The sequence below is a fragment of the Azospirillum formosense genome, assembly GCF_040500525.1.
GTDB lineage: Bacteria > Pseudomonadota > Alphaproteobacteria > Azospirillales > Azospirillaceae > Azospirillum > Azospirillum formosense_A.
On sequence record NZ_CP159405.1, the window covers coordinates 138145 to 161078 of the forward strand.

General features: G+C 68.7%; 19 protein-coding genes and 1 tRNA gene. 8 read left to right on the forward strand and 12 right to left on the reverse strand.

The annotated features are described in order from the left end of the window. Position 1 precedes the first annotated feature (1 nt). On the forward strand, positions 2 to 529 hold the full coding sequence (locus ABVN73_RS24950) for a hypothetical protein (protein WP_353861776.1): 528 nt from the start codon (positions 2 to 4) through the stop codon (positions 527 to 529). A gap of 5 nt (positions 530 to 534) precedes the next feature. Beyond that, on the forward strand, positions 535 to 960 hold the full coding sequence (locus ABVN73_RS24955; protein WP_353861777.1) for a hypothetical protein: 426 nt from the start codon (positions 535 to 537) through the stop codon (positions 958 to 960). 387 nt (positions 961 to 1347) lie between these two features. On the opposite strand, the gene ABVN73_RS24960 is transcribed toward ABVN73_RS24955, so the two are convergent. The 3 genes from ABVN73_RS24960 to ABVN73_RS24970 all read right to left on the reverse strand — a co-directional run bounded on the left by ABVN73_RS24960 (position 1348) and on the right by ABVN73_RS24970 (position 4059). Then, positions 1348 to 1749 carry a hypothetical protein gene (locus ABVN73_RS24960; RefSeq protein WP_353861778.1) on the reverse strand — a complete coding sequence of 134 codons (402 nt, stop codon included), beginning with the start codon at positions 1747 to 1749 and terminating at the stop codon, positions 1348 to 1350. Between the two features lie 5 nt (positions 1750 to 1754). Further along, positions 1755 to 3008 (reverse strand): MFS transporter, encoded by a 1254-nt coding sequence (locus tag ABVN73_RS24965; protein WP_353861779.1) that lies wholly within the window; start codon positions 3006 to 3008, stop codon positions 1755 to 1757. Between the two features lie 115 nt (positions 3009 to 3123). After that, positions 3124 to 4059 (reverse strand): LysR family transcriptional regulator, encoded by a 936-nt coding sequence (locus tag ABVN73_RS24970; RefSeq protein WP_353861780.1) that lies wholly within the window; start codon positions 4057 to 4059, stop codon positions 3124 to 3126. Positions 4060 to 4169: 110 nt separating this feature from the next. On the opposite strand from ABVN73_RS24970, the gene ABVN73_RS24975 reads away from it, so the two are divergent. Continuing rightward, complete coding sequence (locus ABVN73_RS24975) at positions 4170 to 4631, forward strand: NUDIX hydrolase (protein ID WP_353861781.1); 462 nt, start codon at positions 4170 to 4172, stop codon at positions 4629 to 4631. On the opposite strand, the gene ABVN73_RS24980 is transcribed toward ABVN73_RS24975, so the two are convergent. The 3 genes from ABVN73_RS24980 to ABVN73_RS24990 all read right to left on the reverse strand — a co-directional run bounded on the left by ABVN73_RS24980 (position 4594) and on the right by ABVN73_RS24990 (position 8752). Further along, complete coding sequence (locus tag ABVN73_RS24980; protein ID WP_353861782.1) at positions 4594 to 5415, reverse strand: EAL domain-containing protein; 822 nt, start codon at positions 5413 to 5415, stop codon at positions 4594 to 4596. The two genes, ABVN73_RS24975 and ABVN73_RS24980, sit on opposite strands and share 38 nt — an antisense overlap. 201 nt (positions 5416 to 5616) lie before the next feature. Then, on the reverse strand, positions 5617 to 6717 hold the full coding sequence (gene ychF, locus ABVN73_RS24985) for a redox-regulated ATPase YchF (RefSeq protein WP_353861783.1): 1101 nt from the start codon (positions 6715 to 6717) through the stop codon (positions 5617 to 5619). A 157-nt stretch (positions 6718 to 6874) separates the two neighbouring features. After that, complete coding sequence (locus ABVN73_RS24990) at positions 6875 to 8752, reverse strand: ATP-binding protein (RefSeq protein WP_353861915.1); 1878 nt, start codon at positions 8750 to 8752, stop codon at positions 6875 to 6877. A 197-nt stretch (positions 8753 to 8949) separates the two neighbouring features. Between ABVN73_RS24990 and ABVN73_RS24995 the strand changes: the two genes are divergently transcribed. Beyond that, a complete protein-coding gene (locus ABVN73_RS24995) occupies positions 8950 to 9969 on the forward strand; it encodes a chemotaxis protein CheB (protein WP_353861784.1) in 1020 nt (339 codons plus the stop codon). Positions 9970 to 10015: 46 nt separating this feature from the next. Beyond that, entirely contained in the window at positions 10016 to 11014 is a 999-nt protein-coding gene (locus ABVN73_RS25000) for a chemotaxis protein CheB (RefSeq protein WP_353861785.1), read from the forward strand. A 17-nt stretch (positions 11015 to 11031) separates the two neighbouring features. Here ABVN73_RS25000 and ABVN73_RS25005 read toward each other — a convergent pair whose 3' ends face one another. From ABVN73_RS25005 to ABVN73_RS25015, 3 genes are all read right to left on the reverse strand, one after another. Continuing rightward, positions 11032 to 13308 carry a CheR family methyltransferase gene (locus ABVN73_RS25005; RefSeq protein ID WP_353861786.1) on the reverse strand — a complete coding sequence of 759 codons (2277 nt, stop codon included), beginning with the start codon at positions 13306 to 13308 and terminating at the stop codon, positions 11032 to 11034. A 1-nt stretch (position 13309) separates the two neighbouring features. Continuing rightward, the gene (polA, locus tag ABVN73_RS25010; protein WP_353861787.1) at positions 13310 to 16216 is read right to left on the reverse strand and encodes a DNA polymerase I; all 2907 of its coding nucleotides are present in this window, start codon (positions 16214 to 16216) and stop codon (positions 13310 to 13312) included. A gap of 100 nt (positions 16217 to 16316) precedes the next feature. After that, the gene (locus tag ABVN73_RS25015) at positions 16317 to 16979 is read right to left on the reverse strand and encodes a DUF6766 family protein (RefSeq protein WP_353861788.1); all 663 of its coding nucleotides are present in this window, start codon (positions 16977 to 16979) and stop codon (positions 16317 to 16319) included. Positions 16980 to 17132: 153 nt separating this feature from the next. Between ABVN73_RS25015 and ABVN73_RS25020 the strand changes: the two genes are divergently transcribed. Next, the gene (locus tag ABVN73_RS25020) at positions 17133 to 17666 is read left to right on the forward strand and encodes a hypothetical protein (protein ID WP_353861789.1); all 534 of its coding nucleotides are present in this window, start codon (positions 17133 to 17135) and stop codon (positions 17664 to 17666) included. 84 nt (positions 17667 to 17750) lie between these two features. Here ABVN73_RS25020 and ABVN73_RS25025 read toward each other — a convergent pair. The 3 genes from ABVN73_RS25025 to ABVN73_RS25035 all read right to left on the reverse strand — a co-directional run bounded on the left by ABVN73_RS25025 (position 17751) and on the right by ABVN73_RS25035 (position 19928). Further along, positions 17751 to 17827: transfer RNA gene (locus ABVN73_RS25025), tRNA-Arg, on the reverse strand. A gap of 96 nt (positions 17828 to 17923) precedes the next feature. Beyond that, complete coding sequence (locus ABVN73_RS25030) at positions 17924 to 18901, reverse strand: lysophospholipase (protein ID WP_353861790.1); 978 nt, start codon at positions 18899 to 18901, stop codon at positions 17924 to 17926. Between the two features lie 13 nt (positions 18902 to 18914). Continuing rightward, positions 18915 to 19928, reverse strand: a complete 1014-nt coding sequence (locus ABVN73_RS25035; protein WP_353861791.1) for an ABC transporter ATP-binding protein — start codon at positions 19926 to 19928, stop codon at positions 18915 to 18917. Between the two features lie 181 nt (positions 19929 to 20109). On the opposite strand from ABVN73_RS25035, the gene ABVN73_RS25040 reads away from it, so the two are divergent. Both ABVN73_RS25040 and ABVN73_RS25045 read left to right on the forward strand, forming a co-directional pair. Further along, positions 20110 to 20292, forward strand: a complete 183-nt coding sequence (locus tag ABVN73_RS25040) for a zinc-finger domain-containing protein (RefSeq protein WP_035682430.1) — start codon at positions 20110 to 20112, stop codon at positions 20290 to 20292. Positions 20293 to 20654: 362 nt separating this feature from the next. Further along, positions 20655 to 22718: an EAL domain-containing protein gene (locus ABVN73_RS25045; protein WP_353861792.1), complete on the forward strand. Its 2064-nt coding sequence runs from the start codon at positions 20655 to 20657 to the stop codon at positions 22716 to 22718. The last annotated feature ends 216 nt before the right edge of the window (positions 22719 to 22934 follow it).

Sequence of the window (22934 nt, forward strand, 5' to 3'; positions counted from 1 at the left end):
GATGAAGAAGACGATCGCGGCAACTCTGGCTGCTGCCTTTCTGATGACCGGCTGTCAGCAGACCATTCCCAAGGAAGCCCTTCAGCTGTCCCATGAAAGCCTGCAGCAGCGGCAAATGCAAACGCGCCGCTTCGACACCAGTGAGGAAGCCAAACTGCTTCAGGCGAGCGCTGCGGTCATTCAGGACCTTGGCTTCACCATTGACGAGAGCACGGTTCCCGCCGGCCTGATCGTCGGCTCCAAAGACCGTGACGCGACCGAGGCCGGGCAGGTCGCCGGCGCGGTCGTCATGGCCGTCCTGTTCGGTGCGAACGCGATGCAGTTTGACACCAAGCAGAAAATCCGCGTCAGCCTCGTGACTCGGCCGATAGACGATCAGAAGACGGCCGTCCGGGTTACCTTCCAGCGCATTGTCTGGAACAACCACAATGTGGTGTCGAAGATCGAAGGGCTGACCGATCCGGTGATGTACCAGCAGTTCTTTGACAAACTCTCCCAATCCGTGTTCCTGACGGCCAACGAGATTTGATGATCATGAAGAAGTTTTTTGCTTTTCCGTTGATCGCCCTGGCGATGACCGTCAGCGCCTGCCAGACGGACTCGCGCAGCCAGGTCCTCGAAACCTCCAAATCGCAGGTTCAGGTTCGCTCCTATCAGACGCGGGCCTACGACACCACCGACCAGCCGAAGATGCTGCGCACCATCATCGCGACGCTTCAGGACTTGGGCTTCGTGGTGGACAAGGCGGATGCGACGCTCGGGACCGTCAGCGCCACGAAGCTGAACGGCTATCTCCTGCGGATCACGGTGACCACCCGGGCTCGCGGCACCACGCAGACGCTCGTCCGGGCCAACGCCCAGTACAACATCACGCCCGTCGAAGATCCGGCGCCCTACCAGAGCTTTTTCGACGCCCTGTCCAAGGCGATGTTCCTGGAGGGGCATCAGGTCGACGCCTGACGACTGCCGGCCGCGGCCTTCATCATGGTGGAGGCCGCCGCGCCGGGAACCCGGAAAAGCGAAACCCCCGCGCGGGGGGCGGGGGTTTCAGCGGCTGTGCCAGGACATCCGCAATGGTTGAGCCGTCTCAACGGCAATGTTCAGAAATGTGTGGCCGAACAGGTCGGCTTCCTCAAGTAAGCGCAGGTGGACTCATGATGATCACACCCTCCTGGCTACGGGAACATTTGCTGTGATGAGAAGCTGGCTTTTGGGCCAACTTGATGCGGTGTCCACCGCGTCTTCACCTCAACCAGTGTTGCTCTGAGAGATAGCCTGCTCTTCCTGGCGGGGGTTGTCAATACCCGAACTGCGGTCCCGTTGCCGCTTGATGACGGGTTTGTGACGTCACTTGAACTGGAAGCCGACCGGGCGCTTGTCGTCCAGCGAGACCACCGCGCAGCCGCCCAGCGCCGGGCCGACCGACAGCTCGCCGTAGGCGGTGACCGCCCCCTCCTCCTTCAGGCGGCCGACGAAACCGCCGCCGTCGCTGCGGGCGACCCAGGCGAAGGGAATCCAGGTCTGGCGCACCGGCTGGCCGCCGGCGCGGACCACCGCGGTGAAGGCCTCGGCGGTCGGGGTGCCCGGCGGGAAGACGGCGAGCACCGTGCCGCCATCCTCCTCGTTCAGCGCCGCCTGCTTCAGCGCCACCCCCGTCACCACCGCCCAGATGACCAGCGCCAGCGCGCCGAGCGCCAGCGCAAAGCCGTGGCCGAAACCGGGAGAGGAGGCGGGCGCTGGAGTCGTCATGACCGTCAGGCCTTGGCTTCCGCCGCCAGGGCGGGGGCGGGCTTCTCGGCGATCGGCCAGTTCACCACCGCGGCGGCCAGGGCGAGGACCACGCTGGCCCACCACACCACGTCGTAAGAGCCGATGCGCTCGTACAGCACGCCGCCCAGCCACACGCCGAGGAAGCCGCCCACCTGATGGCTGAGGAAGGCGAAACCGTAGAGCATGCCGAGATAGCGCGTGCCGAACATCAGAACGACGAGGCCGGAGGTCGGCGGCACCGTGGACAGCCAGAGCAGGCCCATCGCCGCGGCGTAGAGGATCACCGAAACCGGGGTGACCGGCAGCAGGATGAAGAGCGCCGTGCACAGGCCGCGCAGCGTATAGTTGGCGCAGAGCAGCAGGCGCTTGCTCATCTTGCCGCCCAGCACGCCCGACATGTAGGAGCCGACCACGTTGAACAGCCCGATCAGCGCCATCGCCCAGGAGGCGAGGCCGGGGCTGATCCCGGCGGCGGTCAGATAGGGCGGCAGGTGCGTGGTGATGAAGGCGAGCTGGAAGCCGCAGACGAAGAAGCCGGTGACCAGCAGGACGTAGCTGCGGTGCTTGAAGGCCTGCCGGATCGTCGCGGCGAAACCGATGTCGGCCCCGGTGACGGCCTGCGCGCTCTTCGACCCGCCCGCCCCGGCGAAGGAGGAGGCAAGGACGGGGATCATCAGCATCGAGGCGCCGAACAGGATCAGCGCCGTCTGCCAGCCGTAGGCGGCGATGAAGGCCTGGCCGGTGGGAGCGAACAGGAACTGGCCCATCGAGCCGGCGGCGGTGGCGACACCCATCGACCAGCTCCGCTTCTCCGGCGGGACGATGCGGCTGAAGCCGGCGATGACGATGCCGAAGGACGCCCCGGCCAGACCCAGGCCGATCAGCAGGCCGGAGCTGAGATGCAGCATCAGCGGCGTGTCGGCGTAGGGCATCAGCGCCAGCCCCAGCGCGTAGAGGACGCCGCTGATCCCCAGCACCAGCGCCGGGCCGTAGCGGTCGCACAGCGCCCCGGCGAAGGGGGTGCCGATGCCCCAGACCAGATTCTGGATGGCGATCGACAGGGCGAAGACGTCGCGGCCCCAGCCGTGCGCCTCCGACAGGGGGGCGGTGAACAGGCCCATGCTGGACCGCGGGCCGAACGCCAGCATGGCGATCAGGCAGCCGCAGGCGATGACGAATCCCGGCGTCCGCCAGGAGCGGGGCGAAGGCGCCCCGCCCGCCCGGTTGCTGGTGTCCAAGTGATCCTCCCTCAGCGCGGGCTGTGGCCGGTGCGGCAACGCTGGCCCGCGTCTCATCAGGGTCACACGATAAGCGTGCGCCGGGCGTGCGGCAAATTCACAATGGGAAAGAAGGTTATTCGGCCGCGGAATGGCAGGGCAGGGGCAGAGGCCCCTCCGCCGCCGGGGGCAGCAGGTCCAGCAAACTGTCCTCCAGCGCGTCGAAGACGGGGCCGATGCGCCCGGTGAAGCGGCCGCGCAGCAGCCACACCGCGACGGTCAGCGCGAAGTCCGGAGTCTCCAGCGCCCGCAGCTGCGCGGCCTGGGCCGTCGGCGCGATCAGCCGCAGCGGCGCCAGGCCGAACCCGACGCCGCGGGCGACCAGCGACAGCAGCAGCGACTGGTCGAACCCCTCCACCGTGACGTTCAGCGCCGGCCCGTGCTGCGCCATCGCGCGGCTCATGGCGGTCCGGTACTGGCAACCGTCGGGCTGGAGCACCCAGCCCACCGCGTTCATCGCCGGCAGGGTCCACTCCCGCCGCCCGGCCAGCTCGGCCGACGCGACGATGCGCACCGGCTCGCGGGAGATGCAGACGGCGTCCAGGTCATCCGGGGGCGTCTGGGCGTCGTGGGTCAGCACCAGCGCGCCGTCCAGCGTGCCGTTGCGCACCTGCTCGACCAGCGGCGTGCTCCAGTCCGAATGCAGGCGGATGGTCAGGCCGGGAAAGGCGGTGCGCAGCCGGTCCAGCGGATGATGCGCGGCGATGGCGCTCAGCACATGGGCCACCCCCAGCCGCAGCAGCCCCCGCGGTTGGGCGGCCCCGGCGAAGGCGTCCGACAGCTCGTCCGTCGCTTTCAGCACCCGGTGCGCGTGGGCCAGCGCCATCTCGCCGTCGCGGGTCAGGGCCAGCGGCTTGGTCTGGCGGTCGAACAGCGGCACGCCAAGCTCCGCCTCCAGCCGCTGGATCAGGCGCGAGACGGCGGACTGGGTCAGCCCCAGCCGATGCGCGGCCTCCTGCACCGATTGGGCCTCGGCCACGGCGACGAAGGTGCGGATCTCGTTGAGCTTCATGGCGGTGTCCGGGGCTCGGTGTCCTGGGTGCGGGTCGCTCGGCCTCTTGGCCACTGGTATCCGACTGTCCCCCTGGGTTAGCGTCGGGTCAAGCGCAACGAGGAGCAGACATGTCCACCACACCTCCCACCGACCGTTCCGGCCGCGAATATCCCGACCGTCCCTGGGTGGGGGTGGGCGCCGTGGTGTGGCGCGGCGACCGGGTGCTGCTGATCCGCCGGGGCCGTCCGCCGCGGATGGGGCAGTGGAGCCTGCCCGGCGGCGCCCAGTCGGTGGGCGAGACCGTGTTCGAGACGGCGGTGCGCGAGGTGCTGGAGGAAACCGGCCTGCACGTCGTGCCGACCGAGGTGGTCACGGTGGTGGACGCCATGACGCTCGACGACGCCGGGGCCGTCCACTACCACTACACCATCGTGGAGGTGGCCGCGGAGTGCCCGGAGGGCGAGGCGGTCTGCGCCGACGACGCCCTGGAGGCGCGCTGGGCCACCATCGACGAGGCCGCGGCGCTGACCGAATGGGACGAGACGGAGCGGGTCATCCGCCTGTCGGCGTCGCGGCGAGCCGCCGGATGAAGTCGGGGACCTGCGCCGTGTCCAGGGGCTTGGCCAGCAGATAGCCCTGGATGCGGTCGCAGCGGTAGGCGCGCAGGTAGAGAAGCTCCTCGTTGGTCTCCACCCCTTCGGCGATCGCCTGCATCCCCAGCGCGTGGGCGAGGTCGATGATGGCGCGCACGATGGCGGCGGCGTCGCGGTCCTTGACCATCGCCTGGGTGAAATGCTTGTCGATCTTCAGCGCCTCCACCGGCACGCGGCGCAGCAGGGCGAGCGAGGAATAGCCCGTCCCGAAATCGTCCAGCACCAGCCGGACCCCGGCGCCGCGCAGCTGCGTCAGCACCTCGCGCGAGGACTCGCCGTGCTCGAACAGGGCGGTTTCGGTGAGCTCCAGCTTCAGGTTGGCGGCGGGCAGGCCGGTTTCGGCGAGGATGCCCAGCACCGTGCGGGCGAAGCCGGGGTCCTGCAGCTGCCGCGCCGACATGTTCACCGCCACCGGCACGTCGGCGATGCCGTCCTGCATCCAGCCCGCCGCGGTCCCGCAGGCGCGGCGCACCGTCCATTCGCCCAGGATGTGGATGGCGTCGCTGGTCTCCGCCATGGGGATGAAGACGTCGGGCGGAATCACCGTGCCGTCGTCCAGCCGCCAGCGCGACAGCGCCTCGAACCCGGTCAGCCGTCCGCTCTGGGTGTCGGCCTGCGGCTGGAAGGCGAGGCGCAGCTCGCCGTGCCGGATGGCGTCGCGCACGCGGTCGGAGAAGGAGCCGGCGCCCGGCGCGATGGTCGCGTTCTGGTTCACCGCCATGTCCCCTCCGGTCCAGCCCTCGGTTGTCGCCCATTCCAGTGGGCTTAACAGCCGACGCGAGGCTTGTTAACCATATCTCAGGGGTATTTAAGCGGTTTTTCCAGTTTTACGAAAGGGTTAACGGATTTCCCAGTGGTGATAAGATTGGGGGGCGTTAACCCCTTCTCCCTCAGAGAGGGGAAGGGGTTAACGGAATTCCAATCAGACGTTGAAGCGGAAATGGAAGATGTCGCCGTCGTTGACGACGTATTCCTTGCCTTCCTGGCGCATTTTCCCGTTGTCCTTGGCGCCCTGCTCGCCGCCCAGCGTGACGTAGCTGTCGAAGTCGATGGTCTCGGCCCGGATGAAGCCGCGCTCGAAATCGGTGTGGATGACGCCCGCCGCTTCCGGGGCCTTGGCGCCGCGGCGCACGGTCCAGGCGCGGGCCTCCTTCGGGCCGACGGTGAAGAAGGTGATGAGGTCGAGCAGCTGGAAGCCGGCGCGGATCAGCTTGTTGAGGCCGGTCTCCTCCAGCCCGAGGGATTCCAGGAACTCCTGCTTCTCGGCGGCGTCGGAGAGCTGGGCGACCTCCGCCTCGATGGCGGCGGAGATGACGACCATGCCGGCGTTCTCGGCCTTGGCCTTCTCGGCGACCTTGGCGGTCAGGCTGTTGCCGCTGGCCGCCGAGGCCTCCTCGACGTTGCAGACGTAGAGGACGGGCTTGGCGGTCAGCAGCATGAACTGCTTGAAGACCGGCTTCTCCTCCTCGCTGACCTCGACGACGCGGGCCGGCTTGCCGTCCTGGAGGACCTTCAGGGCGCGCTCCATCAGGTCGGCCTTGATCTTGGAGTCCTTGTCGCCGCCTTTGGCCTTCTTCTGGAGGCTGGTGAGCTGGCGCTCCAGGCTCTCCATGTCGGCGAGCATCAGCTCCGTCTCGACCACCTCGGCGTCGCGCAGGGGATCGACGTTGCCTTCCACATGGGTGACGTCGTCGTCCTCGAAGCAGCGCAGGACGTGGACGATGGCGTCCACCTCGCGGATGTTGGCGAGGAACTGGTTGCCCAGCCCTTCACCCTTCGAGGCGCCGCGGATCAGGCCGGCGATGTCGACGAATTCCAGCTGGGTCGGGATGATCTTCTGCGACTTGGCGATGGCCGCCAGCTTGTCCAGCCGCGGGTCGGGCACGCCGACGCGGCCGACGTTCGGCTCCTTGGTGCAGAAGGGGAAGTTCGCCGCCTCGGCCGCCTGGGTGGCGGTCAGCGCGTTGAACAGGGTCGACTTGCCGACGTTCGGCAGGCCGACGATGCCGCAATTGAAGCCCATGGGGGTGCTCGCCGTCGGAAATCTCGGAAATTGGGGCGCTTTATCCTACGTGGAGCCGCAAAGCGCAAACGGGAAGTGGGGGTGGCCTGGGTTGTGCGCCGCGTCCGGCGCGCCGGATCCACCGCGGCGCGGTCCGACGCCGCGCCGCCGCTCGACGTCAGGACGGCAGCACCTCGCCCAGCGCCCCGGCGAGATCCGCGGGCAGCACCGGCTTGTGGAGCAGGCGGCAGCCGAGCGACATGGCTTCGCGCAACCGCTCCGGGGCGGTGTCGCCGGTGATGATGATTCCCGGCACCGGCCAGCGCTGGCGCACCAGCTCGACCACCGAGCGTCCGGAGTCGCCGCCCGGCAGGCGGTAATCGGTCAGCACCACATGGGGGCGCCGCAGGCTGGGCAGCGTCGCGGCCAGTTCCCCGGCCGAAGACACGGCGACCACCCGCAGGCCCCAGCGCTTCAGCATCATGGTCATGCTGCGGCGGACCTGCTCGTCGTCCTCCACCAGCAGCACCGTGCGCCCTTTCATCCGCGGCTCCCGATTGGCGACCGGCGCCGCCACGGGCCCGGGCTCCGGCTTGCGGGCGTAGGGCACCGTCACCGAGAAGACGGAGCCCGCCCCCACCCATGAGCGCAGCCTCACCTCCACCCCCAGCAGGCGGGCGATGCGCGACACGATGGACAGGCCCAGCCCGAAGCCCTGGGTGGCGTTGCGCTCCGGGTTGTTGAGCTGGCGGAACTCCTCGAAGATGGCCTCGCGGGCGTCCTCGGGGATGCCCGGCCCGTTGTCCCAGACCTGGAACTCCACCCCGTCCGCACGGCGGCGGCAGCCGATCAGCACCCGTCCGTCCCCGTCCGTCCCCTTGGGGTGGCCATGCGCGATGGCGTTGGACAGCAGGTTGCGCAGCAGCCGTTCCAGAAGATGCGGATCCGTGCACACGGCCAGACGGCTGGGCCGGCAGCGCAACTCGATGGACGAGGCCTCGGCCACGCCGCGGAACTCCTCGGCCAGGCGGGTCATCAGGGCCGTGGGCGCGAAGTCGGTGATCGACACCTCGATGACGCCGGCCTCCAGGCGGGACAGGTCGAGAAGGCCGCTGAGCATGCCGTTCAGGCTGTCGATGGACGCCTTCAGCCGGCTCAGCGATTCCTGGGCGACCGGGTCCTTGCCGACCGACCCGAGCAGGACATGGGCGTAGAGGGCCGCCGCCTGGATGGGCTGGCGCAGGTCGTGGCTGGCCGCGGCGAGGAACTTGGTCTTGGCCCGGTTGGCCGCCTCCGCCGCCTCCTTCGCGTGTTTGAGCTGCTCCTGGGTCCGTTTCCGTTCGGTCACGTCGCGGAAGATCACGGCGATCCGGCGCTGCTCGGGGGCGCCGACCTTGAAGACGTAGAAGCTGAGCCATTTTTCGAGCGGCCCGGCGTACAGCTCCGTCCGGGTCGGCTCCCCGTCGCGCGCCGCGCGGCCGAACACCTCGTACCAGTGGTCTTCGAAGGACGGGCTGATCTCGCGCAGCCGCCGCCCGACGAAATCCTCACCGGTCATGCGCCGGGCCGCGGGATTCATTTCCAGATGGAGGACGTCCACCGGCCGGTCGCCGTCGAACAGGACGTCGGCGAGGAGGAACCCCTCGTCCATCGCCTCGAACAGGGTGCGGAACCGCCGCTCGCTCTCGGTGAGCTGGGCGGTGCGCTCCTCGACCCGCTGCTCCAGGGCGGCGTTGGCCTGTTCCAACTCCTCGGTGAGGACCTGAAGCTCCTCGTAGGAGGTCTGGAGTTCCTCCGACAGATGGGTCTCGTCCCGGCGGAGGAGGCTCATGCGGCGGTCGGACTCGGCCAGCGCGTCGATCAGCTCCGCGCGGCGGGATTCGGAGAGGGAAAGCCGGTCGCGCAGCGCGGCGATCTCCTGCCGCTGCGCGTTCATCTCCTCTTCCATCTGGACCCGGTCGGCCGCCAGAAGGCGTGCTTCCTCCTGCGCGTCCTCCACCGTCACCAGGGCCTGTTCCAGGTTCCGGTCCAGATCCGCAATGCGCTGAAGCAACACCTCGCGCTCCGAATCGCGCGTGTCACCCTCTGCGCGGACGGATGCCGACTTCCCCACGCTTCCCCCTCCCGCCGGGAACGAATGATTGCACAGCACGCTCAACAGTGCGCGCGTTGAAAAGTGATAGGACAAAAGTGGGAATCTATCGGCCGCAGGGATGTTGTCGTCATGCATGCAAAAACTGTTGTTCCCGAATCATGGACAAGAGGAACATTCTGGCCATCGGTGCCTCCGCCGGTGGCGTCACGGCCCTGCAGCGGCTGTTCGCGGCGATGCCGGGCGACGTGACCGCCACGGTGTTCGTCGTGCAGCACGTCGGCATGACGCACAGCGTGCTGCCCACGTTGCTGTCGCGCGCCGGCTGGCTGCCGGCCTTCCACCCGGAGGACGGCGAACCGGTGCGTTCCGGCTGGATCCACGTGGCCCCGCCCGACCATCACCTGCTCGTCAAGGACGGCTGCGCGCTGGTGCGCCGCGGCGCGCGGGAGAACCGCTGCCGCCCGGCCATCGACCCGCTCTTCCGGTCGGTGGCGGTCGCCTACGGCGTGCGGACGGTGGGTCTGATCCTGACCGGGACGCTGGACGACGGGACCGCCGGGCTGCGCGCCGTGAAGCGCTGCGGCGGTCTGGCGATGGTGCAGGACCCCGAGGATGCGGAATGGCCCGACATGCCGCGCAACGCCATGCGGCATGTCGCGGTGGACGCCTGCGCCCCGCTGTCCGATCTTCCCGCGTTGCTGGCCTGCCGGCTCTCCGATCCGCCCGGCCCTCCGGTGCCGGTCCCCGCCGACATCGCGGTCGAGGCGCGCATCCCGGAGAACGAGTTCGACGCGATGCCGGGCCTCACCGCCTCCGTCGGCAAGCCGAGCACGCTGACGTGCCCCGATTGCGGCGGCAATCTGGTGGAGATCGAGGACGGCCCGCTGCTGCGCTTCCGCTGCAAGGTCGGCCACGCCTACGGCCCCGCGACGCTGGCGGAGTCGCATCGGGAGGCGATCGAGAAGGCCATCTGGGTGGCCCTGCGCACCCATGAGGACCGCGCCATCATGTTCCGGCGCCTGGCCGAGCGGGCCCGCGAGCATGGGCACCCCGCCGTCGAGGCCAACTGGACGCGGTCGGCGCAGGAGGCGGAACGGACCGTGGCGATGCTGAAGGAGGCGCTGTCGAAACAGGGGCGGGAATTGGCGGGCAGCATGGCCGACGAAGGAGAGGATTGATGGAACGAACTCCAGCCGATGCGGGACGGGCAAAGGCTGGAACCCTGTGACGGACGGCGTCCTGATCGTCATCGGCGCGTCGGCCGGCGGTCTGGAGCCGTTGGAGGCGCTCGTGGCGGGCTTGCCGGCCGGATTGCGCGCGGCGGTCTGCGTCGTCCTGCACATCGGCGACCGGCCCAGCGCCGCGCCGTCCATCCTCGACCGGGCCGGGCCACTTCCGGCCCGTCACGCCATCGACCGGGAGCCGATCCGCTCCGGTCACATCTATGTGGCGCCGCCACGGTGCCATCTGACGGTGGATCCCTCCCGCCACCTGCGCCTGTCGCGCGGCCCCCGCGAGAACGGCACCCGGCCCGCCGCCGACCCGCTGTTCCGCTCAGCCGCCCGGGCCTATGGCTCCAAGGTCATCGGGGTGGTGCTGTCGGGGGGATTGAACGACGGCACGGCGGGCCTCGCCGAGATCAGGCGGCGCGGCGGCATCGCCGTGGTGCAGGACCCGGCGGACGCGCGGCAAGCCGGCATGCCGCGCAGCGCGCTCGACCATGTCGCCGTCGATCATTGTCTGCCGGCGGCCGGCATGGGCGCGCTGCTCGCCCGGCTGGTTGCGGAACGCGATGCGGACGCCGCGGGGCCTGCGGTATCCGGGGAGATGCCGATGGAAAGCACGTACGACCTGAAAATGCCGGCAAACCTGACCTGTCCCGAATGTGGCGGGGCGCTTCGGGAAAGCCAGGCGGAGACTCTGCCCTGCTTCACCTGCCACATCGGCCATCGCTACGGCGCGGACAGCATGGAGGAGGCGCAGCTTCGTATGGTGGAACAGGCGTTCGAGGTGGCGCTGCGCGCCTTGAACGAACGCGCCGCCCTGTGCCTGCGCCTTGCCGAAACGGCGGAGGCGCGGGGGCAGAGCCTGTCGGCCCGACGGTGGGACGAGGCGGGGCGTGAGGCGCGCGGGCGCGCGGAGGTGCTGATCCGCTTCCTGGGGGAGGAATGGATCCGCCCATCCCTATCCCCCGGAAGCGGTGGCGGGTCCGACCGCTTCTGACCGCTTGCGGCCTTTGCTTACCCCACCTCCGCCTTTTCGCCGCCCTCCGCGCCGAGGTGCTGGCGTTCGGTGGTGTCGTGCACGATGGCGAGAAGGACCGGCGGCTGTTCCCCGCCGAAATGCTGAAGGCAGACCTCGACCGGGTAGGGGCCGCGGTGGCTGCCCTCCATCACCGTTTCGAAAACCACCTCCTGCTTGTCGCCCGAGAGGAGGGGCGCGACGAGAGCCCGGAACCGCTCCGCCGACACCCTGGGCATCAGGTCGTGGACGGCCAGCTGCTTCAGATGGTCCAGCTTGTAGCCCAGCTTCGTCTCGGCCCCGCGGTTGACCAGCAGGAAATGGAAGCTGGACGGGTCGAGGAAATAGACCTCGTTCAGGGACTCGCCGATGACGCGCCCGAGATAGCCGGTGAAGGCCTCGCTCCGGGTCTGTTCGGTCACGTCCTCGATGATCAGGACGACGCCGCGGGCGTCCCGCGCCTCGTACAGCAGGGGGGAGAGCCGGACCCGGCAGGTCACCGTGCGGCCGCGCCGGTCCACGGCGGTCAGCGTGACGGGGGGCTGCGGCGCCTCGCTGTGCAGGACGTTCTCCAGGTCGGTGCGGAGCCGCAGCACCGGCAGGCCGATGTCGAGGTCGAGGAAACACTCGCCCTGCACCTCCTCGGCGCGCAGGCCCCACATGTTCTCGCCCCAGCGGTTCCAGGAGCGCACGCACAGATTCTGGTCCAGGACGATGATGCCCACGTCCATGCTGCGCAGGATCGATTCCGAGTAGCGCCGGAACTCCCCCGACTCCTCGCCCTGGCGGCGCAGCTCCTCGTTGGCGACCTCCAGCTCCTCGTTCGCGGAGCGCAGCTCCTCGTTCATGGTCTCCAGTTCCTCGTTGGTGGACTGGAGTTCCTCGTTGGTGGTTTCCAACTCCTCGTTGGTGGACTGCAGCTCCTCGTTGGTCGTCTCCAGCTCCTCGTTGGAGCTTTGCAGCTCCTCGATCGTCGTCTCCAGGCTCTCCTGCGCCGCCTCAAGCTCCTGCTGGACCTGGAAATGCCGGCTGGTGTCGGTGAAGCCGAGCAGCGTGGCGAAGGGCTTGCCGTCGCGCCCGTAGAGCAGGGAGATTTCGATGCTCAGGCGCATCGGCTCGCCCGGCGGGCGGGCGAACTCCTGATGCTCGATGCGCACCACGCGCCCGGTCTTCTGCACCTCCTCAATGCGCGAGCGCAGCTCCGCCGGGCGGTAGGAGATCGACAGGTCCTGGAACGGGCGGCCGATGTCGATCTCGCCCACGTCGAGCAGGCGCCGGGCCATGGTGTTGGCGAAGACGAGGATGCCGTCGCCGTTGACCGACAGGTAGGCGGTGGCGCTGCTGTCCACGATGCCTTCCATCAGGCGGCTCTGGAAGCTCTGCCGGTGATTGTTGCTCTCCGGCGTGATGGTCAGGCTGCCGCCCAGGCTGCGCCGCCATTCCTGCGGCACCTTGCGGAAGATGCGGCTCTTCAGGTTGACCGGCTCGAACATCTTGGAGCGGGCGAGCTGGGTCTCGGCCTTGCCCAGGAACAGGACGCCGTCGCCCGTCAGCGCGTAGTGCAGCCGCGGCAGGACGATGTTCTGGGTCTCGCTCTCCAGATAGATCAGAAGGTTGCGGCAGACCAGCAGGTCGATGCGCGAGATCGGGGCGTCGGTCACCAGATTGTGCCGGCCGAAGATCACGCATTTGCGCAGTTCGCGCTGGAAGACGTAGTGGTTGTTGGTGCGCTCGAAATACCGGTCGAGGTACGGCGGCGGCACGCTTTCCACGTCGCGCGGGGAGTAGATGGCGTGCCGGGCGGTGTTCAGCGCCGCCTCGTCCAGGTCGGTGGCGTAGATCTTCACCCGGTTGATGAAGGCGTCCTTGCCCAGCGCCTCGGCGAACAGCATGGCGAGGGAATAGGGCTCCTCCCCCGACGCGCAACCGGCGCTCCAGATGCGGATGGGGTCGCGGTCGGAACGCTGCGCCAGGATCTGCGGGACGACCTCCTTCCGCAGCACGTCCCAAGACTCGGTGTCGCGGAAGAAGGAGGTCACGTTGATCAGCACGGTGTTCAGAAGATGGATGAATTCCTGCGGGTCGGCTTCCAGCAGGCCGTGGTAGGCGGCGAAATCATCGCAGCCGGCCTCCTCCATCCGGCGGCGAATGCGCCGCTGCAGGCTGGTGCGCTTGTAGCCGCGGAAATCGAGGCCGCGGCTTTCCTGGATATAGCGGATCAGCGCCTCGAATTCGGGATCGACGGGTTCCTTGGCGCTGGCTTCCTTGCCGGACATCTCAGTGTGCCTCGTCCCAATTGCCGCCGATGCCGGCCTCCGCCACCAGCGGCACGCCGAGCGTGGCGGCGCCCTCCATGACCGAGCGCACCAGGGCGGCGGCGCGTTCGGCCTGGTCCTCCGGCGCCTCGAACAGCAGTTCGTCGTGCACCTGGAGCAGCATGCGCACGTCGTCGAATCCGGCCTCCTTGAGGGCGCCGGGCACGCGGGCCATGGCGCGCTTCATGATGTCGGCGGCGGTGCCCTGGATCGGCGCGTTGATCGCCTGCCGTTCCGCGAAGGCGCGGCGGGCGGCGTTCTTGTCGTGGATGCCGGGGATGTAACAGCGCCGCCCGAACAGAGTCACCACATGGCCGTTCTGGCGGGCGAAGGCCTTGGTCGCCTCCATCCACACCTTCAGCTCGTGGAAGCGCTCGAAATAGGCCTTGATGAAGGCGTTGGCCTCGCCCGGCGCGATGCCGAGCTGGCGGCCCAGCCCGAAGCCGGATATGCCGTAGATGATGCCGAAGTTGATCGCCTTGGCCTTGCGCCGGATTTCCGAGGTCATCTGGTCCAGCGGCACGCCGAAGACCTGGCTGGCGGTGGCGGCGTGAATGTCGATGCCGTCCTGGAAGGCCTGTTTCAGCGCGGCGATGTCGGCCATCTCCGCGACCAGCCGCAGCTCGATCTGCGAATAGTCCACCGAGATCAGCCGGTGCCCCGGCGCCGCGACGAAGGCGCGGCGGATCTTGCGCCCCTCCTCGGTGCGGACCGGGATGTTCTGCAGGTTCGGGTCGGTCGAGGACAGGCGGCCGGTGTTGGTCGCCGCCATGGCGAAGGCAGTGTGCACCCGCTCCGACCCCTCGACGATCTGGGCCTGGAGCGCGTCGGTGTAGGTGTTCTTCAGCTTGGCGAGCTGCCGCCAGTCGAGCACGCGCTGGGCGATGACGTGGCCCTGCTCCGCCAGCTCCTCCAGCACGCTGGAATCGGTGGAGTAGGCGCCGGTCTTGCCCTTCTTGCCGGTGCCGAGCTTCATCTCGTCGAACAGGATCTCGCCGAGCTGCTTGGGCGAGCCGATGTTGAAGCTGCGCCCGGCGTGCCCGTGCACCTCCTTCTCGATCTCCGCCATGCGGACGGCGAGGTCCTGCGAGAGCCGGGCCAGCGCCGCGCGGTCCACGCGGATGCCGCAGGACTCCATGTCGGCGATCACCGGGACCAGCGGGCGTTCCAGCGTCTCGTAGACGGTGACCATCCGCTCGTCGACCAGCCGCGGCTTCAGCGTCCGCCACAGCCGCAGCGTGATGTCGGCGTCCTCCGCGGCGTAGGCCAGCGCCTTGTCCAGCGGCACGCGGTCGAAGGTGATCTGGTTCTTCCCGGTGCCGCAGACCTCCTTGTAGGGGATGGTCGTGTGGCCGAGATGCAGCTCCGCCAGCTCATCCATGCCATGGCCGTGGGCGCCGCCCTCCAGCACGTAGGAGATCAGCATGCTGTCGTCGACCGGCGACACGCGCACGCCGTGGCGGGCGAACAGCTGGTGGTCGAACTTGAAATTGTGCCCGATCTTGAGGATCGCCGGGTCCTCCAGCACCTCCTTCAGGGCCTTCAGCGCGTCCTCCGCCGGGATCTGCTTCGGCGCTTCCGGCGTCTCGAAGGACAGCTCCCCGCTGGCCGCGGCGTTGGGGGCCCGATGCGCCAGGGGGATGTAGCAGGCCAGCCCCGGCTCCGTCGCCAGCGAGATGCCGACCAGCGTCGCCGTGGCGGGCGTCAGCGAGTCGGTCTCGGTGTCCACGGCCAGGATGCCGGTGGTCCGGGCGCGCTCCAGCCAGACGGCCAGCGCGTCGAGGTCCTGCACCAGCGCGTAGCGCTGCTCGACGTCGGTCGGCGGGGCGGGGCGGCTGCGCGGCGCGCCGGCCTCCGCCTCCAGGGCGGGGGAGAAAGCGGCGGCCTTGGCCGGAGCCGCCGACGGCGTGGCGGAGGGAACCGCGCCGTCGGCGATGGTGCCGTCCTTGCGCATCTCCGCCTCGACGCGGCTGACGATGGTGCGGAAGCCCTGGGCGCGCAGGAAGTCGATCAGCTTCTGGTGGTCGGGCTCGCGGACGCGCAGCTCCTCCAGCGGCTTCGGCGGCGGGGCGTGGTCGTCCAGCATGACGAGGCGGCGGGAGATGCGCGCCTGCTCCGCGAAGTCGATCAGCTTCTGGCGGCGGGCCGGCTGCTTGATCTCGCCGGCGCGGGCCAGCAGCGATTCCAGGTCGCCGTATTCGGTGATGAGCTGGGCGGCGGTCTTCACGCCGATGCCCGGCACGCCCGGCACGTTGTCCACGCTGTCGCCGGCGAGCGCCTGCACGTCCACCACCTTGTCGGGGGCGACGCCGAACTTCTCGAACACCTCGTCGGGGCCGATGGGCTTGTTCTTCAGCGGGTCGAGCATCCGCACGCCGGGGCGGACGAGCTGCATCATGTCCTTGTCGGACGACACGATGGTGACCTCGCGCCCGGCCTCGTTGGCCAGCCGCGCGTAGGTGGCGATCAGGTCGTCGGCCTCGTAGCCCTCCAGCTCCAGGCAGGGCAGGCAGAAGGCCTCCGTCGCCTCGCGGATCAGGGCGAACTGGGGCTTCAGCTCCTCCGGCGGCTCGGGGCGGTGGGCCTTGTATTCGGGATAGAACTCGTTGCGGAAGTTCAGCCGCTTCGAATCGAAGACCACCGCCACGGCGGACGCCTTGAGGTCGGCCAGCAGCTTCAGCAGCATGTTGGAGAAGCCCAGCACGGCGTTGACCGGCGTGCCGTCCGGACGGTTCAGCATCGGCAGGGCGTGGAAGGCCCGGAAGATGAAGCCCGACCCGTCCACCAGATACAGGCCGCTGCCGTCCCCGGCGGGTGCGGGGGCGTCGGTGACGGTCTGGAGCGTGTCGGTGGTCTTTTCGTCGGACATGATGCGGCCTCTTCCCTTCGGGGCGATACCATGGCCGAAGGCGGCCCGAGAGTCGAGCGTGCCCGACGCCGCCGAAGGCCGGCCGCGGAGGGCCGGACGCTCAATCGCCGGTTTCGCTGTTCGGGGCGGCAACCGGCTTGGACTCGGGGGAGCCGCGCTCGCGCAGGTAGATGCCGAGCACGACCAGCACGCCCATGGACAGGAACTCGCTCTGCCAGTTCTGGAAGCTCTCGTACCAGAATTCCGGATCGGCCAGGGTTTCGCCCATGGTCTTGGCGGGCTGATGGTGCCACGCCGCCTCTTCGTTCGAGCGCCGCGTGCTGCCCGCCAGATGCAGGACGAAGGACATCACGAACAGGCCCACCAAGGCGATGCTGAGCGAATGGGAATAGAGACGAAGCAGCAGCCCGCCCCGGTGCACCGGCCACGGCGCGTCGGGGTCGCCGCGCCGCCGCTCGGGCGCCTCGTCCTCCGGGTTGGCCTCTCCCGGCTTCTTGGATTCCGAGGAGCCCTTCTGGACCAGGATGGCGGTCAGCAGCACATAGACCGACATCTGGAGGAACTCGCTCTCCCAGTTCTCGAAGGTCGCCGACAGGAAATGGCCGGTGGTCAGATAGTCGAGGAGGCCGACCGGCGGCTGGGCGTGGAGGCGCAGCTCCTCCGCCAGGGCCCGCCATCCGGCCATCACCTGCCCGATGATCGAGACGAGGAACAGCCCGAACAAGGCGACCGACAACCCGTTGTCCCGCAGGAAGCGACGCATGTGCTGCACCGTGATTCTGATGCCACGCCCTGGTCCGTCAACGCTTGGCCGGGCAAGAGGTTTCCCCGGCGCCCCCGAAGCCGCGCCAGGAACCTTGAACGGCGGGGTCCTGTTGACGGGAGGCGCCTCACAACAACCTTTGGTCACCTTCCCATGAACCACTCTGTCGCCGGAGCCATCGCCGGTTTGGCCGGCACCGTCGCCATGACGGCGGCCATGCGCGCGATGTTCCGCGCCCTGCCGGAGAAGGACCGCTACCCCTTGCCGCCGCGCCTGATCACGGACCGCGTCGTGGGCCCGACCGGCGTGATGGACGCGATGGACGAACCGGAGCGCCGCGACCTGACGCTCGCCCTGCATTACGGCTACGGCGCCGCCGCCGGAGCGCTGTATCCGGCGGTCGCGCGCCGGATCGACGGGCCAGCGGTGGCGACGGGGATCGGCTACGGCCTCGCCGTCTGGGGCGCCAGCTATCTGGGGTGGATTCCGGCGATGCGCATCCTGACCCCGGCGACCCGCCATCCGCGCGCCCGCAACGGCCTGATGCTGGCCGCCCATGTGGTGTGGGGAGGGGTGACGGGGGTCACGGCCGCGTATCTGCTGGGAATGGGCAACCGGAGCCGGTCCGGTGCGGAGCCGATGGCGGGCACTCGCGAGCATGACTCTGCTGTTCGGGAGCTGGCGTAGCGTTCCCACAGCGATACGGGGATGCAAGCGGGGGCCCGAACAAAAAAGGCCTAGCCCGCATTGCGGCTAAGCCTTTGAAATCGCTGGCGGACCCGAATGGATTCGAACCATCGGCCTCTGCCTTCGGAGGGCAGCGCTCTATCCAGCTGAGCTACGGGTCCATCATCAGCGGAGGCGCACCATAGCGAAAAGCCTCGCCCAGTGCAAACACTCCTTTCGACATTTTTTCACAGCCCCGCCGGAGCCTCCATCCGCGCCTATTTCGCGGCCAGGAGGCTGCGGTTGCGGTCGGCGCCGCTGGCCAGGGGCTGCTTGGGGTTCTCGATCCAGGCGGCGATGTCGTTGACCACCACCTGACCCTTCAGGTCGCGCAGCAGCATGTGCCAGCCGTCGGGATAGACCGCCACCACATGCCGCCCGCCGGCCTCGAAATCCTCGACCGCGCGGTTGACCGGGGTCTTCGGCAGCACCTCCTCGTGGGCGCCATAGAGCACCAGGGACGGCACCTTCAGATGCCCGCAGGCGGCAAGGGCCGAACCCATCAGGTCGGTCAGCCCCTCCAGCGCATCGACGCGCGAGCCCTTGATGACCAGCGGGTCGCGGCCCAGCGCGCGCAGCATCTCGATGTTGTCGGACGCCTGGATCTTCAGATCCTTCGGCGGGTGCACCACCATCCCAGGAACGGTGTTGTAGCTGAGCCAGAGCAGGGCCCGCGGGAAGAACCCCATCGCGTCGCGGCCCCAGACGGCGGGGGCGACCAGGATCGTGCCGTTCACGTTGGGCGGAGTCGGGCCGGTCATCGCCGTCAGCACCACGGCGCCGCCCATGCTCTCGCCCATCAGATACACCGGCAGGCCGGGGTGGCGGGCGTGGATCTGGGACACCGCCGTCTTCAGGTCGGCCACCAGCGTGTCGGTGCCCGGCCAGATGCCGGTGTTCCGCGTGGCGCCGAAGCCGCGCTGGTCGTAGGCGTAGACCGCGATCCCCCGCGTGGCGAGGCTGCGCCCGGCCCCGTCGAAGGCGTTGGAGTAGTCGTTGTAGCCGTGCAGGGCCAGAACCACCGCGCGCGGGGGCCCGTCCTGGGGCAGCCAGCGGCGCAGCGGCAGTTCGAAGCCGTCGGCGGCGATCAGGGCGTTGTCGGTCAGGGCCGGCTGGGTCACGGGAAGACCCATCGGCTGATAGGCCGCGGTGCAGCCCGACAGCAGAAGGCCGATCCCGACGATCAGTTTCGCCATCCGGCCGGCCGCCCTACGCCGCATCGTGCGCGATCTCCTTGCGGGCGTGGGCGCCGCCGGTCAGCTGCAGGAAGATGTCCTCCAGGTCCGATTCCTCGGTGCTGAGATCGACCACCCCCAGCCCGGCCGCGGCCAGCGCGGCGAGGATGCCGTCCACCCGCTGGCGGCTCGGCTGGTAGCGGACGATCAGGCGCCGCGGCTCGGCCAGTTCGGCGGTGAAGGCGGACAGCTCCGCCGGAACGGCGTCCAGGTCGCGGTCGACCAGAACGGTCAGCGCCTTGGCGTCCACCCGGCGGAGCAGGGTGGCCGTCGGCTCGCAGGCCACCACCGTGCCATGGTTGATGATGGCGATGGAGTCGCACAACTCCTGCGCCTCTTCCAGATAATGGGTGGTCAGCAGCACCGTCGAGCCCTCGCGGTTCAGCTTGCGCACATGCTCCCACAACTGGATGCGCAGCTCCACGTCCACGCCGGCGGTCGGCTCGTCCAGCACCAGGACGGGCGGGGTGTGCACCATCGCCTTCGCCACCATCAGCCGCCGCTTCATGCCGCCCGACAGCGAGCGGGCGTAGGCGTCGGCCTTGTCGCGCAAGCCCACCGCCTCCAGCAGCTCCTCGGTCCGGCGCTCGGCCTTGGGCACGCCGTAGAGGCCGGCCTGAAGCTCCAGCATTTCCCGCGGGGTGAAAAAAGGGTCCATGTTCAGTTCCTGGGGGACCACGCCGATCGACGCCCGCGCCTGGCGCGGATGGGCGTCGATGTCGGTTCCCCAGATCGACACCGTGCCGCCGGTCTTGTTGACCAGCCCGGCCATGATGTTGATGAGCGTGGACTTGCCCGCCCCGTTCGGCCCCAGCAGCCCGAACACCGCCCCGCGCGGAATCGCCAGGTCGATGCCCTTAAGGGCTTGTTTCGGGCCGGCCTTTCCCGAGGCCTGGTAGGTCTTGGTGAGGCCGCGCACCTCCACGGCGTAGGCGGGGACGGGGTGGGCGGGCAGGGCGGCGGCGTTCAGCGGGGCGTGCGCAACCATGGAATCGAAACGGGCCTTTCCGGTCGTGCCCCGAGTCCGAATCCCCGGGGGCGATCACTGTCCAATCACTTGATCCGTCCGGCGCGTTGGGTATGATCCGACCCCGCGCGCGTGCCTCATTCGGTGGGCATCTTAACGATGGCGTTAACGCGCGCGTGTGTCAAAGTGGAGGATGTCTGCCATGCAGCCAATTGAAACGATCGAAGTCGAGACCCTGACCGTCGGGTGCGACGGTGGCGGCGGTGCGCTCGGCCACCCGCTGGTCTATCTGACGCTGAGCGCCGAGGGGAAGGTCGAATGCCCCTACTGCTCGCGCCACTTCGTCCTGAAGGAAGGCGCGAAGACGGGCACGCACGGGCACTGATCCCGGCGGCGCGTCTTACAGGGCGGAAATCCCGCGCGCAGCAAGGGCCGGAGCGATCCGGCCCTTTTCGTTTGCCGGTAGCCCGAATCATGGCCCAAACATGGTCCGGGCCGATGATCGCGGTCGATTCTGTGGCCTTTCCGCCACCCGGCGCTGCGGCGATGCAACGTCCGGGAGGGATGGGTCATAGGCCCCTTTTATTGCAATTGTGAAAAATATAGAACGAACCGCCTTGACGCGCGCCGCGATCCGCCTTCTACTTTTTTGCAGCGCAAAAGAGGCGCCCATCGCAATTGCCCGCTCAGGTCCTCCGCATGCTTTTTCCTGAGGCCAACGCTCTCGCGCCAGATGAGGCCCGATCCATGAGCCAAGAGACGGAAGAGCAATACAGAAGTATTTTCGAGAACGCGGTCGAAGGTATTTACCAGACCACGGTGGACGGGCGTTATCTGCGGGTCAACCCGGCGCTGGCGCGGATCTACGGCTACCGGTCGCCGGCCGATCTGATCGACAACCTGACGGACATCGCCGGCCAGCTCTACGTCGACCCCGGCAAGCGCGAGGCCTTCGCCCGCCTGATGGCCGAGCGCGACGTGGTGCAGAGCTTCGAGGCGCGGGTCTTCCGCAACGACGGCTCGATCATCTGGATTTCCGAGAACGCGCGCTGCGTGCGCGATCCGCAGGGCCGCATCCGCTATTACGAAGGCACCGTCCAGGACATCACCGAGCGCAAGCAGCACGAGGAGAAGATCCGTCTGCTCGCCACCGTCTTCGACAGCGTGGCCGACGGCATCCTGATCGTGGACCCCGATCTGTCCGTGCAGGCGGTCAACCCGGCCTACGAGGTGATGACCGACTTCCAGCGGGAGGAGCTTCTCCACCGCCCGCTGGTGATTTTCGCCCCCGGCTCGCACGAGCGCGCCTTCATCGACGACATCTGGCGCGCCGCCCGCACCGAGGGGCGCTGGCAGGGAGAGGTCACCAGCTTCCGCCATTCCGGCGACGCCTTCGCGGCCTCGCTGTCGGTCACGGCGGTGCGCGCGCCGGGCGGGGCGCTGGAGCATTACGTGCTGACGCTCGCCGACATCAGCCAGCGCAAGTACCAGGAACACCAGATCCGCTACCAGGCCAGCTTCGACCGGCTGACCGACCTGCCGAACCGCTGGCTGGTCTGCGAACGGCTGGAGGAGGCCATCGCGCGCGCCCAGCGCATGCGCACCAAGGTCGCCGTGGCCTTCCTCGACCTCAACCGCTTCAAGCAGGTCAACGACACGCTGGGTCACCACGCCGGCGACGACCTGCTGAAGCTGGTGGCCAAGCGGCTGCGCAACTGCACCCGCGTGTCCGACACGGTGGGCCGGCTGGGCGGCGACGAGTTCCTGATCGTGGCGCCCGACGCGGTGGACCGCGCCGCCGGCGCCCGGTTGGTCGAGAAGGTGCTCTATTCGATGGGCGAGCCCTTCGCCGTCCACAACCAGGAACTCTTCTGCGGCGCCTCGATCGGCGTCGCCTTCTTCCCCGACGACGGCGAAACGGCGGACCAGCTCCTGCGCAACGCCGACCTCGCCATGTACCACGCCAAGCGCAACCCGGAATGCAAGTTCGTCTTCTACGAGGCGGGCATGCGCGAGCGCACCGGCTTCACGCTGGGGCTGGAAAGCGACCTGCGCCGGGCCGCCGCGACCGGCGAGGAGTTCGAGCTGCATTTCCAGCCCAAGGTGGACATGCCGCACCGCGGCTATCACCGGGTGATCGGGGCGGAGGCGCTGATCCGCTGGCGCCATCCGGTCCGCGGCCTCGTCAGCCCGGCGGAGTTCATCCCGCTGGCCGAGGAGACCGGCCTGATCTGGGAGATCGGCGCCTGGACGCTGCGGGAGGCCTGCGGCCGGCTGGCCGGCTGGCTGGCCGCGGGGCTGGACATCGCGTCGGTGTCGGTCAATCTGTCGCCACGCCAGTTCCAGGACGCGCGTCTGGTGACTTTCGTCCGCGACGTGGTGGAGCGCAGCGGCGTGCCGCCCGAACGGTTGGAGCTGGAGCTGACCGAGGGCGCCATGATCGGCGACATCGAGAAGGCGGTGACCATCCTGCACGGTCTGAAGGGGATCGGCATCCGCCTGTCCATCGACGATTTCGGGACCGGCTATTCCTCCCTGGCCTATCTGAAACGCTTCCCGATCAACACGCTGAAGATCGACCGCAGCTTCGTCCGCGACATCGTGCAGTCCTCGACCGACCCGGCCATCGTCAACACCATCGTGAACCTCGCCGACAGCCTGGGCTTCGACACCATCGCCGAAGGGGTGGAGACGGAGGAACAGGCGGACATGCTGCGCCGCCAGCGCTGCACGCGCATCCAGGGCTTCCTGATCAGCCGCCCGCTGGACGTGGATGCCTTCGAGCGCTTCCTGCTGGAGAACGCCGGGTAACCGGGTCCCGCGATCGCGCCTTCATCTTCGGAGCCTCCCCCTGGAGAGATCCCCGGTCGACCGATCGCTGTCCAACAGCGACGGCGGCAGCGACGGCGGCGGGGCGGCCGCGTCATCGACGCGCCGGCGGTGGGGGCATTTGCCTCCAAACACTCCAAAACGCGCCGCAACTCCGACGCGACATTCCCCCCAATTCCAAGTGCGCTCGTGAAACAG

Coding starts and splice junctions, on each gene's coding strand:
- ABVN73_RS25040 (WP_035682430.1), top strand. CDS start 20,110: ATGCAGCCAATTGAAACGATCGAAGTCGAGACCCTGACCGTCGGGTGC.
- ABVN73_RS24995 (WP_353861784.1), top strand. CDS start 8,950: ATGGACAAGAGGAACATTCTGGCCATCGGTGCCTCCGCCGGTGGCGTC.
- ABVN73_RS25030 (WP_353861790.1), bottom strand. CDS start 18,901: ATGGCGAAACTGATCGTCGGGATCGGCCTTCTGCTGTCGGGCTGCACC.
- ABVN73_RS25035 (WP_353861791.1), bottom strand. CDS start 19,928: ATGGTTGCGCACGCCCCGCTGAACGCCGCCGCCCTGCCCGCCCACCCC.
- polA (WP_353861787.1), bottom strand. CDS start 16,216: ATGTCCGACGAAAAGACCACCGACACGCTCCAGACCGTCACCGACGCC.
- ABVN73_RS24950 (WP_353861776.1), top strand. CDS start 2: ATGAAGAAGACGATCGCGGCAACTCTGGCTGCTGCCTTTCTGATGACC.
- ABVN73_RS24955 (WP_353861777.1), top strand. CDS start 535: ATGAAGAAGTTTTTTGCTTTTCCGTTGATCGCCCTGGCGATGACCGTC.
- ABVN73_RS24980 (WP_353861782.1), bottom strand. CDS start 5,415: ATGGCGGTGAACCAGAACGCGACCATCGCGCCGGGCGCCGGCTCCTTC.
- ABVN73_RS24975 (WP_353861781.1), top strand. CDS start 4,170: ATGTCCACCACACCTCCCACCGACCGTTCCGGCCGCGAATATCCCGAC.
- ABVN73_RS25045 (WP_353861792.1), top strand. CDS start 20,655: ATGAGCCAAGAGACGGAAGAGCAATACAGAAGTATTTTCGAGAACGCG.
- ychF (WP_353861783.1), bottom strand. CDS start 6,717: ATGGGCTTCAATTGCGGCATCGTCGGCCTGCCGAACGTCGGCAAGTCG.
- ABVN73_RS24960 (WP_353861778.1), bottom strand. CDS start 1,749: ATGACGACTCCAGCGCCCGCCTCCTCTCCCGGTTTCGGCCACGGCTTT.
- ABVN73_RS25005 (WP_353861786.1), bottom strand. CDS start 13,308: ATGTCCGGCAAGGAAGCCAGCGCCAAGGAACCCGTCGATCCCGAATTC.
- ABVN73_RS24970 (WP_353861780.1), bottom strand. CDS start 4,059: ATGAAGCTCAACGAGATCCGCACCTTCGTCGCCGTGGCCGAGGCCCAA.
- ABVN73_RS25015 (WP_353861788.1), bottom strand. CDS start 16,979: ATGCGTCGCTTCCTGCGGGACAACGGGTTGTCGGTCGCCTTGTTCGGG.
- ABVN73_RS25020 (WP_353861789.1), top strand. CDS start 17,133: ATGAACCACTCTGTCGCCGGAGCCATCGCCGGTTTGGCCGGCACCGTC.